Below are 15,082 nucleotides of genomic sequence, written 5' to 3' on the forward strand. Positions count from 1 at the left end.
GCGAAGAGCCGGGGGATCAAGACCCGACCCGGTAAAATCCACGATTCTCGCCGCCTGCATCGCCGGGCAGCCTCCATGGGCACCGCCCGCCGTTCTTCCCCCCATCCGATGCCGTCTCCCAACCTGCACCCCATGCTCAACGTGGCCGTCAAGGCCGCCCGCGCCGCCGGCGCCATCATCAACCGGGCCGCGCTCGACATCGAGGCGGTGCGCATCTCGCAGAAGCAGGTCAACGACTTCGTCACCGAGGTCGATCACGCCAGCGAGCGGGTGATCATCGACACCCTGCTCGGCGCCTACCCTGGACACGGCATCCTCGCCGAGGAATCCGGCACCGAGCACGGCGCCAGGGACTCGGACTACGTCTGGATCATCGACCCCCTGGACGGCACCACCAACTTCATCCACGGCTTCCCGGTCTACTGCGTCTCGATCGCCCTGGCGATCAAGGGCAAGATCGAGCACGCCGTCATCTACGACCCGACCCGCAACGACCTGTTCACCGCCACGCGCGGCCGCGGTGCCTTCATGAACGAGCGGCGCATCCGCGTGAGCAAGCGCACGCGCCTGACCGAGTGCCTGGTCTCCACCGGCTTCCCGTTCCGCACCGGCGACAACTTCAAGCAGTACCTGGCCATCATGGCCGACCTGATGCCGCGCGCCGCCGGCCTGCGCCGGCCCGGTGCGGCGGCACTGGACCTGGCGTACGTCGCGGCCGGCTTCAGCGACGCCTTCTTCGAGACCGGCCTCAACATCTGGGACGTGGCGGCCGGCTCGCTGCTGGTGACCGAGGCCGGCGGGCTGGTCGGCAACTTCACGGGCGAGCCCGACTTCCTCGAACAACGCGAATGCCTGGCGGGCTCGCCGCGCATCTACGGCCAGCTGGTGCCGCTGCTGGCCAAGTACTCCAAGTTCGCCAGCGTGGACGACAAGCTCGCCGCCAGCGAGCGCGTGCGGGCGGTCGACCCCTCCGTGGGCAGCGTGTATGCCCGCAGCACGGTGGGTCTGTCGGAGCCAGCCGAATCCACGGCCGAGACCCCGGCCCCGCGCAAGCTCACGCGCCTGCGCCGCGAGGCGCCCGCTGCCGCGGCGCCCGCCCCGGGCGACGCCTCCAGCGAATGATGCAGGCGCAGCGCGGCGCCCTCACGGCCACCGCCGCCGCCACCGAACGCGGCAAGGCCGCGCTGCGCGCGGCGCTGTCCTTCTACGTCGCCAACGGCGTGTCGGTCGCGCTGGGGCTGCTGCTGATCTCCGGCGGCGTGCACCTGGTACTGGGTACCGCGGCGGCGTCCGCGGCCGGCGTCGGCGTCATCGTCACCGCACCGCCCGACCTGCCCGGTCCGCGGCGCGGCAAGTTCTGGCAGATGGTGCCGTCGCCCCTGATCGGCCTGCCGCTTTTCTTCCTGGTGCAGTTGCTGCATTCGGACCCGCTGCGGCTCGGCCTGCTGCTGGTGCCCGCCACCTTCCTGGCCTTCGTGGCGATGGCCTGGGGCAAGCGCGGCATCCCGATCGCCATCGCGATCATGTTCTCGATGATCTTTTCGATGGCCACGCCCGCCCCCAGCGGCATGCACGAGGCCCTCGAGCGCACCCTGCACCTCGGCCTGGGTGCAGCGCTCTACGTGCTTTACGCGGTACTGGCCAACCATCTGCTCAACGCGCGCTACCGGGTGCAGGCGATGGCGGACCTCCTGCTGTCCCTCGCCGCGCTGATGCGCACCGAGGCCCGGCAGTTCACGCCGCGGGACGAGGCCGGCGACGTGCGCGAGGTGCCCGCCCCGCTGCTGGGCCGCCTGCTGGGCGCGCAGGCGGCGCTGGCCGACCAGCTGCAGGCCACGCGCGACATCGTGCTGGAATCGCCGCGCACCCCGCGCCGGCAGCGCATTGCCGGCATGCTGGTGATGGTGCTGGAGCTGCGCGACATGCTGCTGGCCTCCGAGCTGGACGTGGACGCGCTCAAATCCCACCCCGGCCATGCGGCGGCGCTGTGCGAGATGCAGCGCATCCTCGAGGCGCTGGCCGACCAGACCGCCTCGCTCGCCGACGCGATGCTGCTGGGGCGCCTGCCCGATCCCGCGCCCGACCGCCGTCCCGAGCTGGCGGCGATTCGCCTGGAGGACGATCCGGCTCATCCCGCGACGGCCCCTGGCGGCCCGACGCCGGCCATGCTCGCGCGCGGGCTGGCCAACCGCATCGGCCACATCAACGACGAGGTGCTGCGCCTGGTCGCCCTGGCGCGCGGCGAACAGGAGCCCGACCTCGCGGTGGTGCGCGCCAACTGGCAGATGTTCGTGAGCCCGACGGAGTGGTCGCTCATGCCCTTCCTCACGCTCTGGCGCTGGGACGCGCCGCCGCTGCGGCACGCGATTCGCGCCGCCCTGGCCATCGCCACCGGCTACGCCATCGCGGTGTTGATGCCCTGGGGTTCGCACGACTACTGGATCCTGCTGACCATCGTGGTGGTGCTGCGCGGCAGCCTGTCGCAGACGCTGGAGCGGCGCAACAGCCGCGTGGCCGGCACGCTGCTGGGCTGCGTGGTCGCAGTGGCCCTCCTGTCGGCGCACCCCGGGGCGCTGGCGACGCTGGTCGCCATGACCCTGGCGCAGGCCGTGGCGCACGGCTTTGCCGTACGCAAGTACCTGATTACCTCGGTGGCTGCCACGGTGCTCGGCCTGCTGCAGGCCCACCAGCTCAACGTGGGCATGAGCCCCACCTTCGCCCTGTTCGAGCGCATCGCCGACACGCTGATCGGTGCCGGCGTGGCCTGGGCCTTCTGCTACGTCCTGCCCTCGTGGGAGCGCAGCCAGATCCCCTCGCTGGTGGCGCGCTGCCTCACGGCGCAGGCCCGCCATGCACGGCTCGCGCTCGGCCTGGGCCAGTTGCGCGCCGTGCAGAGCAGCCCGGAACTCGAATGGCGCCTGGCACGCCGAGAGGCCTTCGACAGCCTCTCGGCGCTGGTGCAGGCCACGCAGCGCTCGCTCTCCGAGCCGCGCGCCGTGCAGCCGCCGCTGGAGCCACTGGAGCACCTGCAGGCGCACAGCTACCAGCTGCTGGCCCAGTTGAGCGCCGTCAAGTCCATGCTGGTGCTGCGGCGCGACCGGCTCACGCCGGCGGAGATCGAGGGCCCGCTGCAGCGCGCCGCGGCGCGCATCGAGGCTCTCATCGGCAGCACGCCGACCACCGGCCCCTCGATGCCCGAGAGCGTCGCCGCCACCACCGTGGCCGAATCGATTCCCCTGCCGGACCCCTTCGAGAACGACGTCAGTCCCTGGCTGCTGCGCCGACTCGACATGGCGATCGGCATCTCGGCGCAATTGCGCGACGACGCGGCCCGAATCCTTCAAGCGCCTACACAGGAAGCGGCCCTGACTGCTTAAGGTCGGGGTCATGAATTTGGACATCCTGCTCACCCAACCTTGGTTCGCTCCCTGCCTGGCCGCACTGATCGCCGTGCCGCTGGCCCTTCTCGTTCACCGCATCGGCGGCATGGTGCTTCGGCGCCTGGCGCGGCCCATGCCGGTCCTGCACACCATGCTGGTCAAGATCCAGGCCCCCGCGCGCTTCGTGTTGCCGCTGATCGCGCTGCAGATGGTGTGGCAGGCCGCACCGGACGACCTGCGCTTCATCGCCGGCGTGCGCCACCTCAACGGCCTGCTGCTGATCGCGGCCGTGACCTGGCTCGCGATCCGCGCCGTCAATGGCATCGCCGACGGCGTGCTGGCCAAGCATCCGCACGACGTCGCAGACAACCTGCAAGCCCGGCGCGTGCTCACCCAGACGCGCGTGCTCTCGCGCACCGCGGCCACCATCCTCCTGGTGGCGGGCGCTTCCTTGATGCTCATGACCTTCCCGGGCGCGCGCCAGGTCGGCGCCAGCCTGCTGGCCTCGGCCGGCGTGATCGGCATCGTGGCCGGCCTGGCCGCCAAGCCGGTGTTCAGCAACCTGATCGCCGGCCTGCAGATCGCGCTGGCGCAGCCCATCCGCATCGACGACGTGCTGGTGGTGGAGGGCGAGTGGGGCCGCGTCGAGGAGATCACCGGGACCTTCGTCGTGCTGCGCATCTGGGACGACCGGCGGCTGATCCTGCCGCTGTCCTACTTCATCGAGAAGCCCTTCCAGAACTGGACCCGCAGCAGTTCGCAGCTGCTGGGCTCGGTGTTCATCTACGCCGACTACGGCATGCCGCTGGCGCCGCTGCGTGCGGAGGTGGAGCGCATCGTGAAGTCGGCGCCCGAGTTCGACGGCCGCTTCTTCAACCTGCGCGTGACCGATGCCAGCGAGCGCACGATGCAGATCCGCGTGCTGTGCACCGCGGCCTCGTCCTCGCAGGCCTTCGACCTGCGCTGCACGGTGCGCGAAGGGCTGATCGATTTCATGCAGCGCGAGTACCCGCAGCATCTGCCGCGGTTGCGCATCGAGGGCGAGGCGGCACCTGCCGCGCCCGAGGCGGCCGGCGCGCCCGCGGTGCGCGGGGAACCCGCGCCGGCCTGAAGGCGCACTTCAGGCGCCGCGCCGGCGTACCGCCTCATGAATCGCCTCGATCAGGAGGCGTGCCCCCTCCCCCACGTCGCCACCGCGCCGCACCGTCAGGCCCACCGGCCCCTCGGTGCTCGCGGTATCGATGGCCAGGCGGCGCAGCTCGCCCCGCGCCAGAAAGCCTTCGACCGCGCCCTGGGGCGCGAACCAGACCGCGTCCGCACACTGCAGCAGGCCCACCGCGAAGCTGGTGTCGGTCGCCTCCACCAGGCAGCGTGGCAGCGCGATGCCCTGCGCGAACAGGAAAGCATCGGCGGTGTGGCGGATCGAGGTGCCCGACACCGGCATCACCATCGGATAGCCGGCCAGGGCATCGAGCTTCGGGCGGCGCTGCGCAGAGAGCGGATGGCCCGCCCGCGTCACCAGCAGCAGCGGCTCGCTGTAAAGCTGCTCGAACGCCAGGTCGGCCATCGCCGAGGCTTGCGCAAGGCGGCCGAGCACGAGGTCGATCTCGCCCTGGCGCAGTTGCGTCATGAGCTGTGCGTTGGTGCCACTGGCCACGCGCACGCGCAGCGCGGGCGCCCTGTCGTGCAATGCCGCGACGGCCACCGGCAACAGGTGGGCCGCCATGTTCGGCAGTGCGCCGACCGCCACCTGCAACTGGTCGAGCTCGGGCTGTTCGAGCGCGAGGCCGAGGCCCTCGCGCAGGCCGCGCAAGGCTGCCACCGCGTGACGCACCAGCACCTCCGCGGCCGGCGTCAGTTCCACGCCGCGGCGCCGGCGCAGCAGAAGCCGTCGGCCGACGATGTCTTCCAGCTCGGCGATGGTCTTGGACACCGCCGGCTGCGTGAGCGCGAGCGCCTTGGCTGCGCGGACCAGGTTGCGCTCCTGCGCCACCATCGCCAGGCATTGCAGATGCCGAAGCTTGAGTCGAGCAAAGTTCATGGCTGACAACAGACTCTCCCTATGGCATGCCTGCAGAAATATAACCGTCCGGAATAGCTGGCAGAAGAGCTTTCAGTTGTGCCGTGGCGGGCAGCCCCCTAGAGTCGACTCTGAATCCGGAGACAAGCCACCATGACCCTGCCCACCTTCTTCGACGCCCTGCGCCGCCTCGGCCTGGGGGCCACCTGCGCTGCGCTGGCCTTCGGCCCCGCCGCCCATGCCGACGCGGCATATCCGGCCAAGCCGGTCAAGTTCATCACCAACTTCCCGGCCGGCGGCCCGCTGGACATCCTGGGCCGCGCCCTGGGCGACGTGCTGCAGAAGGAACTCAAGCAACCCTTCGTGGTCGACAACCGGCCGGGCGCCGGCGGCAACATCGGCGCCGACGTGGTGGCCAAGAGCCCGGCCGACGGCTATACGGTGCTGCTGTCGATCGACACCACTTTCACCATCAACCCGCATCTCTACGCATCGATGCCCTTTGCGGCCAAGGACCTGAAGCCGCTGATGATCTTCAGCTCCTCGGGGCTCACTTTCGGTGTCGGCCCCTCCGTGGGTGCGAAGACGCTGCAGGACTTCGTTGCGGCAAGCAAAGCGCAAGCCGCCACCTTCGCCTCGGCCGGCAACGGCAGCCCGGGCCACATCGCGGCCGAGATTTTCTCGAACGCCACCGGCGCGAAGATCACGCACGTGCCCTACAAGGGCAACGCGCCGGCCGTGATGGCGATGCTGTCGGGCGAGGTGCAGGCCGGCATCGTCGCCACGCCCGGCCTGCTGCCGCAACTCCAGGCCGGCAAGCTGCGGCCACTGGCCGTGACCGGCCGCCAGCGCTCGCCGCTGCTGCCGCAGGTGCCGACCGTCGGCGAACTGGGCCTGAAGGACCTGGAGTTCGAGGTCCTGTACCTCGCGATGGTCCCCGCCGCCACCCCCGAGCCGGTGATGCAGACGTTGCGCACCGCCCTGTCGTCGGCGCTGGCACAGCCCGACATCCGCTCGCGCCTGTCCACGCTGGACATGGTGCCGCTCGGCGAGACCGGACCTGCCGCAGTCCAGCGCCTGGCCACGAGCCATGCGCGCTATGGGCAGATCGTCAAGGCCACGGGCATGAAGGTCGATTGAGGCTAACGTGTCTGCTGCACTTCAAAGGCGCCCGCCCCCGCGCCGTCGACGATCGGGCAGCACGGCTTCACCCGACAGCTGCCCGGCGCGCGCCTGCAGCCGCCGCAGCGCGTCGTCCAGGCAGGCCGCTTCCTCGGCATCTCGTCCAGCGTTCTTGGCGGGGAGGATGTCATTGGGGTAAGTCCGGGGAACGGTTGATTTGATCAATCGAATGCCGCGACTCTAAAGTGGATCGGGCTGCGGTCCCGCCGGGCGCCGCCCGATTGCAACGCACCGCACCCAACGACGACACCCGGAGACATCCCTCATGACCCACCTCACACTCGACCGCCGTGGCGTCCTGGCCCTGCTCGGCGGCATCGCGCTCGCCCCGCTCGCGCACGCCCAGGCCTCCGCGCCGGCCCAGCCGCTGGACGGCCCGCTGCGCATCATCGTGGGCTACGCGCCCGGCGGCGCCACCGACCGCGTGGCCCGCATCGTGGGCGACAAGCTCGGCCCCAAGCTGGGCGTGCCGGTCGTCATCGACAACAAGACCGGCGCCGGGGGCCGCCTCGCCGCCCAGCAGGCCAAGGCCGTGCCGGCCGGGCAGAACGTGCTGATGGTGGCCAACCCCGCCGTGATGGTGGTGGCACCCCTGGTCTTCAAGGACAACGGCTACGACCCCGATCGGGACTTCGTGCCGGTCTCGCACGTCAACGACTACGAGTTCGCGCTGTCGGTGTCGACCGCGGTGCCGGTGCGCGAGCTGCCGCACCTGCTGGCGTGGATGCGCGCCAACCCCGACAAGGCCAACGTCGGCGTGCCCGCGACCGGCAGCCTGCCGCATTTCTTCGGCCTCATGGTGGGGGAGAAGGCCAAGGTGCGGACGCAGGTGATCGGCTACCGCGGCTCCGCACCGCTGCTGACGGACCTGATCGGCGGGCAGGTGCCGATCGCGGTCGACACGCTCGACGTGGCGATCCCGCAGTACCAGGCCGGCAAGGTGCGCATCCTCGCCATGTCGGGCGCCAAGCGCTCGGCATTCGCGCCGGATGTGCCGACCTTCAAGGAAGCCGGGCTCGACCTGACGGCCCTGGGCTGGAACGCCTTCTTCGCGCCGGCGAGCATGCCGCGCGACAAGGTCGCGCGCCTCGCGCAGGCCATCCGCGAAGTGATGCAGGACCCGGAGACCCAGCGTCGCTTCAAGGAATCCATGATGACCCCGGTGGTCAGCACGCCGGAGCAGACCGCCGCCATGCTCAAGGCCTACCGCGCGCAGTGGGCGCCGGTGGTGCAGAAATCCGGCTACCAGCCCTGAGATCCATGCAACGACCCAACATCATCTTCATCGTCGCCGACGACCTCGGCTTCGCCGACCTCGGCTGCTATGGCGGCCGCGATGCCGCCTTCGGCCCGGTCTCGCCGGTGCTCGACCGGCTGGCCGCGAACGGCATCCGCTTCACGCAGGGCTACGCGAACTCGCCGGTGTGCTCGCCAACCCGCTTCGCGCTGATGACCGCGCGCTACCAGTACCGACTGCGCGGCGCGGCCGAGGAGCCGATCAACAGCAGGAGCCGCGGCAGCACGACCCTGGGCCTGCCGCCGGAGCACCCGACGCTGCCCTCGCTGCTGCGCGATGCGGGCTACCGCACGGCGCTGATCGGCAAGTGGCACCTGGGCTTCCCGCCGGCCTTCGGGCCGCTGCGCTCGGGCTACGAGGAGTTCCTCGGGCCGATGTCGGGCGGGGTCGACTACTTCACCCACTGCGACTCGAGCGGCCGGCACGACCTCTGGTCGGGCGAGGAGGACCGGCAGGAAGAGGGCTACCTCACCGACCTGCTCTCGCGCCGCGCCGTCGACTACGTGGAGCGCATGGCCGCGCAGGAAGCGCCCTTCTTCCTGAGCCTGCACTACACCGCGCCGCACTGGCCCTGGGAAACGCGCGAGGACGCGGGCCGCGCGCCGGCGGTGAAGAACAACCTGTTCGACCTCGCCGGCGGCAACATCCACATCTACCGCCGCATGATCCACCACATGGACGAGGGCATCGGCTGGATCATGGACGCGCTCGAGAAGCAGGGCCTGGCCGAGAACACGCTGGTGGTCTTCACCAGCGACAACGGCGGCGAACGCTTTTCCGACAACTGGCCGCTGGTGGGCGGCAAGATGGACCTGACCGAAGGCGGCATCCGCGTGCCCTGGATCGCGCATTGGCCGGCCGTGATCCGCGCGGGCGGCGAGAGCGCGCAGCACTGCATGACCATGGACTGGTCCGCCACGATGCTCGACGCAGCCGGGGCGGAGGCCGATCCGGACTATCCGCTCGACGGCCGGTCGCTGATGCCGGTGCTGCGCGATGCGTCGGCGGGCTTCCACCGACCGCTGCACTGGCGCATGAACCACCGCGGCCAACGTGCGCTGCGCGACGGCGACTGGAAGTACCTGCAAGTCGACGGCAACGAGTACCTGTTCAACATCCCGGCCGACGAGCGCGAGCGCGCGAACCAGGCGGAGCGCGAACCGGACCGGCTGGCGGCGATGCGGGCCGCCTGGGAGGCATGGAACGGGAGCATGCCGGCCATTCCGGAGGATGCGACGGTGAGCCTGGGGTACTCGGTCAAGAATATGCCCCAGCGCTGACCCCGTCACGGAAGACTACCCCTCCAACGGCCGCAGGGTGAAGTACGCACGCGCCTCGTCAATGAACCCCGGGCGATCGTCGAACTTGACCAGCGCGACCTGGTCTGGCGAGGGGAAGTGCGCAGGATAGGAAAACTCGAAGGCATAGCCCAGGCAATTCGCGAGCGCCTTCACGGTCATTTCGTCGATCGATGCTTGCCCTCGTCTGAATAGGGTCATTTGCGAACATTCGAAGAAGATGGACGCGAGCGTGTCTTCGAGTTCGTCGTGGTTGTCTTTCAAGAGGAGCGCCGCAGAAAAATCCTTGGGCAGCACCGATGCAGGCGAATGATGATATTGACTCGGATGATGGCACGTCAAATCGCTGATTACCAGCGGCGCCTGAGGCGGCCCCTCCATAGACCACTTGAACCTGTAACACACCCTCTCCTCGCAATCGTCCTTTTCATAAAATCGACCCACTCTCTGGCCGTAATAATAGAAAAGAGCCAGCCTGGCATTGACTTTCTTGCAAACAATTCCGTCCGCCGAAATAAAATCGTGCGGGGACGCATTCGGGTTTTTTTTCTTGAAATCCAGATAGCGAGGAGTGAAGACCCCCGTCATTTTTTCGATGAGATGGTTCTGCCATTTCGGCCATCTAGGGACAGGGTCCATCATTACCGCATGGCAATCGGTGAACTCCCCAAAATCGTGGCAAAGGTCGCTGCCAGTCAGCATTGCAATCTGGCCTCGGGCCTCTCCGGCGAGCTGAAAATACGCACTCAGACATCCCTCCATGGCAAGCAGCCGTTCGCCATGATCGCAATGGTTCGCCGTGCTATTGAATTGCGCCCAGAACGACGAGAGCATCGGGATCATGTAATCTTGCGTGAGCACCTGATAAATACGGTTCCCCAGCGGCCCGCCATAGTGCGAAATAATTTCGTCTCTGTTCTTGGAGTTGAGTTCTTTGACGATGACTGATGTGAAATCGGCAAGCCGTCTCGCGACGTCTGGCATGTCGACGTCATCGCAACCTCTGGCGGCGGACAGAATTGCATCGATCTGATGCAGACCCGGCTCCTTGACGGGCAGAAGATCAGGAGGAATGGATTCCTTTATCAAATCACGGACTTGCGCCAGCTTGAGAAAATAAATCTGTCTGAACTCCGCCTTCACCTTCTGCGCCACGGCTGTCCAATAGCGCTTGTCGAGTGTTGCAGCCGGCACGCCGGCGCCGGACGTGTCGATCTTGAAAAAATGGGGTGGAACCGCCGATCCCCCGATTTTGGGCAGCATGGTGCGCTTTCCTTGAGTGCTGTTGCGGTGACACTTCAGTCACCGCGTGGCGCTGCCGGTTCCGCGCTCCACAGAGGTGCCGCAAGATCCGGCTGGCTGGGGCCCGTGCCGACGAAGAACGACGCCGCCCGCAACTGTCCGAACGCGCTATGCCCCGCGGTGGTTTGACACCCCCGGACCTCGCCACGAGAATTTGCGCTTGGCCTGAGTACTTAGTGACTATCTTGGCAATTGACGACAAGGGAATTCCGCCATGGTTGGAGGCTTTGCGCGCTGGCAGTTGCTGGCGCTGGCGGCAGGCGCGCTGGTACTTTTCCTGGTGATGTGGATCACCTGGGGTCGGATCGCGCAACGGCGCGAAGTTGGACGCCGCATTGCTGCGGCGCGGGTGCGTTCGGGGCACGTGCCGCTGGAAATTCCGACAGTGCGCGGCGGCATGGCCCATGCCAGTGACGCCGCCCCCGACACCCTGCCCGAGTGGTTCATCCAGGGCAAGGGCGAGCATTCCGTGGTCGACGAGCAGCCGCGCATCCGGGTGCGCTATGTCGATCCGAGCGGCCGCAAGGCGGAGTGCACGATGCAGGTCTCACACCTGGACATCCAGAAAAAACTGCTGACCGGGCATGGCGAGATGCCGGGCGACATGTACCGGATCCCGCTGCACGCCATCACCGGGGCCCGCATCGCGGAATCGGGCCAGCGCTTCAACGTCGACACCTGGGTGGACGCCGTGCGGGTCGCGCGGCGACGGCGCGGACAGGTCTGAGGCGGTGTCGGTGGCCGCCCGAGGGGGCTGATCGGGGGCCAGGCTGGCTGCCGGCCAGGTGCGCGTCCTGGCGACGAGCGCCTTCTTTATGATGCGGGGCCCGCTGCTTCACCGGCGGCGCATTCGCCCTCCCCTGCCTGATGACCTCCCCCGCGACAGCCCCTCACACGCCGATGATGGCTCAGTACCTGAGCCTGAAAGCGCACCACCCCGACACCCTGCTGTTCTACCGGATGGGTGACTTCTACGAGCTGTTCTACGCCGACGCCGAAAAGGCCGCACGCCTGCTGGACATCACGCTCACGCAGCGCGGCCAGTCGGCCGGGCAGCCGGTCGTCATGTGCGGGGTGCCCTTCCACTCCGTGGACACCTACCTGGCGCGGTTGATCAAGCTGGGCGAATCGGTGGCCATCTGCGAGCAGGTGGGCGAGGTCGGTGCGGCCAAGGGGCCGGTGGAGCGCAAGGTGGTGCGGGTGGTCACGCCGGGCACGCTGACCGATGCCGAACTGCTGCAGGACAAGAGCGATTCGCTGCTGCTGGCCGTGCATGCCGGCACGCGCAATTTCTGCGGCCTGGCCTGGCTCAGCGTCACCGGCGCCGAACTGCGCCTCGCAGAATGCCCGGCCGATGCGCTGGAAGCCTGGATCGCACGCATTTCCCCCAGCGAACTGCTCTACAGCGCCGAGGTCACGCCCGGCTTCGAACAGCGTCTCAAGGCCGCACGCAACGGCGCCGCGTTCACGCTCTCGGTGCGGCCGGCCTGGCAGTTCGACGGCGGTCTGGGCGAACGCAAGCTGTGCGAGCAGATGGGCAGCAGCAGCCTCACGGCCTGGGGTGCCGAGTCGCTCGCGAACGCGCATGCAGCCGCCGCCGCGCTGCTGGGCTACGCGGAACACACGCAGGGCCGCTCGCTCTCGCACGTTCAGCGACTCGCGGTCGAGCGCGACGGCGAACTGATCGAGCTGCCGCCCACCACGCGGCGCAACCTGGAGCTGGTGCAGACCCTGCGCGGCGAGGAGGCACCCACGCTCTTCTCCCTGCTCGACACCTGCATGACCGGCATGGGCAGCCGCGCGCTCAAGCGCTGGCTGCTGGCACCACGGCGGGACCGCAGCGATGCACAGGCGCGCCTGGAAGCCATCGCGGCGCTGCAGACCACACCGTCCGGCGCGACCGTGGCGCCCTGGCGCGCGCTGCGCGAACGGCTGAAGAACACCAGCGACGTGGAGCGCATCGCGGCGCGCATCGCGCTGCGCCAGGTGCGGCCGCGCGAGCTGGTCGCCCTGCGCATGGCGCTGGCCAAGGCCGAGGCGCTGGCGCCCGCCCTCGCCACGGCAGATTCGGCGCTGCTGGCCCAGATGGCGTCGCAGCTCTCGCCGCCGCCCGGGTGCGTCGAACTGCTGGTGGCAGCCATCCACCCCGAGCCTTCCGCGCTGGTGCGCGACGGCGGCGTGATCGCCAACGGCCACGATGCCGAGCTCGACGAGCTGCGCGCCATCAGCGAGAACAGCGACGCTTTCCTGCTGCAGATGGAGGCCAGCGAGCGCGAGCGCACCGGTATCACCAACCTGCGGGTGCAATTCAACCGCGTGCACGGCTTCTACATCGAAGTCACGCAGAGCGCGTTGTCGAAAGTGCCGGACAACTACCGCCGCCGCCAGACGCTGAAGAACGCCGAGCGCTTCATCACACCTGAGCTCAAGGCTTTCGAGGACAAGGCGCTCTCTGCGCAGGACCGCGCCCTGGCACGCGAGAAGTGGCTCTACGAGCAGTTGCTCGACGGCCTGCAGGCCTCGGTCCCCGCGCTGACCCGCCTGGCCGGTGCGCTGGCCACGCTCGATGCGCTCTGCGCCCTGGCCGAGCGCTCCCACACCCTGCACTGGCGCGCACCGACCTTCGTGAGCCACCCCTGCATCGACATCGAAAAAGGCCGCCATCCGGTCGTGGAGGCGCGGCTGGCCGAGAAGTCATCGGGCGCCTTCATCGCCAACGACACGCGCCTGGGGCCTCAGCAGCGCATGCAAGTGATCACCGGCCCCAACATGGGCGGCAAGTCCACCTACATGCGCCAGGTCGCGATCATCGTGCTGCTGGCCTCCATCGGCTCGCACGTGCCGGCCGCTGCCTGCCGCCTCGGGCCCATCGACGCCATCCACACCCGCATCGGCGCGGCCGACGATCTGGCCAATGCGCAGTCCACCTTCATGCTGGAGATGACCGAGGCCGCGCAGATCCTGCACGGCGCCACGGCCCACTCGCTGGTGCTGATGGACGAGATCGGCCGCGGCACCAGCACCTTCGACGGCCTGGCGCTGGCAGCGGGCATCGCCGCCCAGTTGCATGACCGCACGCGTGCCTTCACCCTGTTCGCGACGCACTACTTCGAGCTGACGGAGTTTCCCGCGACGCACCACGCCGCGGTCAACATGCATGTGAGCGCGACCGAGGCAGGCCGCGACATCGTGTTCCTGCACGAGATGCAGCCCGGCCCGGCCAGCAAGAGCTACGGCATCCAGGTCGCGCGGCTGGCCGGCATGCCCGCCGCGGTCGTCAACCACGCGCGGCAGGCGCTGGAGGCGCTCGAGAGCCAGCAGCAGCAAGCGCGCGCCCAGGTCGATCTGTTCGCGCCTGCGCCGGTGGCCGAGGCGTCGCCGGTCAGCGCCGTAGAATCCGCGCTGACTGCGCTCGACCCGGATGCCATGAGCCCGCGCGAAGCACTCGAAGCGCTCTACACACTCAAAAAACTCCAGACGCGCGATCACGGCTGATACCGATGGCCCGATTCGTGCGAGACGACATCATGACGTACTGCGTAGGCATCAAACTCAACGCCGGGCTGGTGTTCCTCTCCGACTCCCGCACCAATGCGGGCGTGGACCACATCAGCACCTTCCGCAAGATGATCGTCTACGAGCAGCCGGGCGACCGCGTCATGGTGCTGCTGTCGGCCGGCAACCTGAGCATCTCGCAGTCGGTGCGGGAGATCCTGCAGATCGAGGAGCTCCACGAGGCCCGGGAAGACGGCGACGACAGCGAGCCCATCACCATCTGGAACGCCAAGAGCATGTTCGACGCCGCGCGCGTGCTCGGCTCGGCCGTGCGCCATGTCTACGACCGCGACGCCGAGGCGCTCAAGCATGCCGGGCTGGAGTTCAACGTCTCCTTCATCTTCGGCGGGCAGGTCAAGGGCGAGGGCATGCGCCTGTTCCTCGTCTATGCGGCCGGCAACTTCATCGAGGCGACCAGCGAGACGCCTTACTTCCAGGTCGGCGAATCCAAGTACGGCAAGCCGGTACTCGACCGCGTGCTCACGCCCGACACGCCGCTGGACGAAGCTGCCAAGTGCGCACTGGTGTCGATGGACTCGACCATGAAGTCCAACCTCTCGGTCGGCCTGCCGCTGGACCTGGTGGTCTACGAGGCCAACCGCCTGGAGACCGACAAGGTGGTCTGCATCGACGCCGACAACCCCTACTACCGCATGGTGCACAACAGCTGGGGCCAGAAGCTGCGCGAGGTGTTCGACAGCATCGAAGACCCCGTCTGGGACGACACCTATGCGGAGCATCCCCTGAAGATGCCCGCGACGCGGCACAGCCCGCTGCGCAAGATCTCGACGCCCGAAGAAAAGCTCATCTGAGCACCCGCGGCGGGCCACTGCGCCGCCGCCCGCCGGAAGCGCCAATCCGGCCACACCCCCACCGAGCCACCTGGTCCATTGCGCCGCAGCGCCAACGCAGGCCGCGCCACGCGGCCGGCCGGGCTATTCGCCTGCGCACCGGGGCCCAAAAACAGTTGGCCCATCGCGATCGGGCCACTTGGCTCCTCCGGATCTATTCGAATTCTTCTTCACCGACAACACTGACAACAGAAGAA

General features: G+C 68.5%; 12 protein-coding genes. 9 read left to right on the top strand and 3 right to left on the bottom strand.

Going from position 1 to position 15,082, the window contains the following annotated elements:
* Nucleotides 1–108: 108 nt before the first annotated feature.
* The 3 genes from ABEA07_RS04370 to ABEA07_RS04380 are packed head-to-tail and all read left to right on the top strand — an operon-like array spanning nucleotide 109 to nucleotide 4,491.
* On the top strand, nucleotides 109–1,122 hold the full coding sequence (locus ABEA07_RS04370) for an inositol monophosphatase family protein (RefSeq protein ID WP_345536296.1): 1,014 nt from the start codon (nucleotides 109–111) through the stop codon (nucleotides 1,120–1,122).
* Nucleotides 1,119–3,377 (top strand): FUSC family protein, encoded by a 2,259-nt coding sequence (locus tag ABEA07_RS04375; RefSeq protein ID WP_345536118.1) that lies wholly within the window; start codon nucleotides 1,119–1,121, stop codon nucleotides 3,375–3,377. The genes ABEA07_RS04370 and ABEA07_RS04375 overlap by 4 nt, the downstream gene beginning before the upstream one ends.
* 10 nt (nucleotides 3,378–3,387) lie before the next feature.
* Nucleotides 3,388–4,491, top strand: coding sequence for a mechanosensitive ion channel family protein (locus tag ABEA07_RS04380; protein ID WP_345536119.1), 1,104 nt, complete (start codon nucleotides 3,388–3,390; stop codon nucleotides 4,489–4,491).
* A 9-nt stretch (nucleotides 4,492–4,500) separates the two neighbouring features.
* Here ABEA07_RS04380 and pcaQ read toward each other — a convergent pair whose 3' ends face one another.
* A complete protein-coding gene (gene pcaQ / locus ABEA07_RS04385; RefSeq protein WP_345536120.1) occupies nucleotides 4,501–5,421 on the bottom strand; it encodes a pca operon transcription factor PcaQ in 921 nt (306 codons plus the stop codon).
* A gap of 132 nt (nucleotides 5,422–5,553) precedes the next feature.
* Here pcaQ and ABEA07_RS04390 point away from each other — a divergent pair, with 132 nt between their 5' ends.
* Nucleotides 5,554–6,540 (top strand): Bug family tripartite tricarboxylate transporter substrate binding protein, encoded by a 987-nt coding sequence (locus ABEA07_RS04390; protein ID WP_345536121.1) that lies wholly within the window; start codon nucleotides 5,554–5,556, stop codon nucleotides 6,538–6,540.
* 21 nt (nucleotides 6,541–6,561) lie between these two features.
* Here the strand turns inward: ABEA07_RS04390 and ABEA07_RS04395 are convergent, their stop codons facing one another.
* The gene (locus ABEA07_RS04395) at nucleotides 6,562–6,747 is read right to left on the bottom strand and encodes a hypothetical protein (protein WP_345536123.1); all 186 of its coding nucleotides are present in this window, start codon (nucleotides 6,745–6,747) and stop codon (nucleotides 6,562–6,564) included.
* A gap of 100 nt (nucleotides 6,748–6,847) precedes the next feature.
* Between ABEA07_RS04395 and ABEA07_RS04400 the strand changes: the two genes are divergently transcribed.
* On the top strand, nucleotides 6,848–7,837 hold the full coding sequence (locus tag ABEA07_RS04400; RefSeq protein ID WP_345536124.1) for a Bug family tripartite tricarboxylate transporter substrate binding protein: 990 nt from the start codon (nucleotides 6,848–6,850) through the stop codon (nucleotides 7,835–7,837).
* A gap of 5 nt (nucleotides 7,838–7,842) precedes the next feature.
* Nucleotides 7,843–9,159 (top strand): sulfatase family protein, encoded by a 1,317-nt coding sequence (locus tag ABEA07_RS04405; RefSeq protein ID WP_345536126.1) that lies wholly within the window; start codon nucleotides 7,843–7,845, stop codon nucleotides 9,157–9,159.
* 15 nt (nucleotides 9,160–9,174) lie between these two features.
* Here the strand turns inward: ABEA07_RS04405 and ABEA07_RS04410 are convergent, their stop codons facing one another.
* On the bottom strand, nucleotides 9,175–10,440 hold the full coding sequence (locus tag ABEA07_RS04410) for a hypothetical protein (RefSeq protein WP_345536128.1): 1,266 nt from the start codon (nucleotides 10,438–10,440) through the stop codon (nucleotides 9,175–9,177).
* Nucleotides 10,441–10,693: 253 nt separating this feature from the next.
* On the opposite strand from ABEA07_RS04410, the gene ABEA07_RS04415 reads away from it, so the two are divergent.
* The 3 genes from ABEA07_RS04415 to ABEA07_RS04425 all read left to right on the top strand — a co-directional run bounded on the left by ABEA07_RS04415 (nucleotide 10,694) and on the right by ABEA07_RS04425 (nucleotide 14,846).
* Nucleotides 10,694–11,206, top strand: a complete 513-nt coding sequence (locus ABEA07_RS04415; RefSeq protein ID WP_345536129.1) for a hypothetical protein — start codon at nucleotides 10,694–10,696, stop codon at nucleotides 11,204–11,206.
* Nucleotides 11,207–11,346: 140 nt separating this feature from the next.
* The gene (gene mutS, locus ABEA07_RS04420) at nucleotides 11,347–13,974 is read left to right on the top strand and encodes a DNA mismatch repair protein MutS (protein WP_345536131.1); all 2,628 of its coding nucleotides are present in this window, start codon (nucleotides 11,347–11,349) and stop codon (nucleotides 13,972–13,974) included.
* Between the two features lie 32 nt (nucleotides 13,975–14,006).
* Entirely contained in the window at nucleotides 14,007–14,846 is an 840-nt protein-coding gene (locus ABEA07_RS04425; RefSeq protein WP_345536132.1) for a proteasome-type protease, read from the top strand.
* Nucleotides 14,847–15,082 lie beyond the last annotated feature (236 nt).

Source organism: Variovorax defluvii (assembly GCF_039541515.1).
In the GTDB taxonomy this organism is placed as follows: domain Bacteria; phylum Pseudomonadota; class Gammaproteobacteria; order Burkholderiales; family Burkholderiaceae_C; genus Variovorax; species Variovorax defluvii.

Bases quoted from the DNA above. Each gene is read 5' to 3' on its own strand.
- ABEA07_RS04370 (WP_345536296.1), top strand. From the start codon at position 109: ATGCCGTCTCCCAACCTGCACCCCATGCTCAACGTGGCCGTCAAGGCC.
- ABEA07_RS04375 (WP_345536118.1), top strand. From the start codon at position 1,119: ATGATGCAGGCGCAGCGCGGCGCCCTCACGGCCACCGCCGCCGCCACC.
- ABEA07_RS04380 (WP_345536119.1), top strand. From the start codon at position 3,388: ATGAATTTGGACATCCTGCTCACCCAACCTTGGTTCGCTCCCTGCCTG.
- pcaQ (WP_345536120.1), bottom strand. From the start codon at position 5,421: ATGAACTTTGCTCGACTCAAGCTTCGGCATCTGCAATGCCTGGCGATG.
- ABEA07_RS04390 (WP_345536121.1), top strand. From the start codon at position 5,554: ATGACCCTGCCCACCTTCTTCGACGCCCTGCGCCGCCTCGGCCTGGGG.
- ABEA07_RS04400 (WP_345536124.1), top strand. From the start codon at position 6,848: ATGACCCACCTCACACTCGACCGCCGTGGCGTCCTGGCCCTGCTCGGC.
- ABEA07_RS04405 (WP_345536126.1), top strand. From the start codon at position 7,843: ATGCAACGACCCAACATCATCTTCATCGTCGCCGACGACCTCGGCTTC.
- ABEA07_RS04410 (WP_345536128.1), bottom strand. From the start codon at position 10,440: ATGCTGCCCAAAATCGGGGGATCGGCGGTTCCACCCCATTTTTTCAAG.
- ABEA07_RS04415 (WP_345536129.1), top strand. From the start codon at position 10,694: ATGGTTGGAGGCTTTGCGCGCTGGCAGTTGCTGGCGCTGGCGGCAGGC.
- mutS (WP_345536131.1), top strand. From the start codon at position 11,347: ATGACCTCCCCCGCGACAGCCCCTCACACGCCGATGATGGCTCAGTAC.
- ABEA07_RS04425 (WP_345536132.1), top strand. From the start codon at position 14,007: ATGACGTACTGCGTAGGCATCAAACTCAACGCCGGGCTGGTGTTCCTC.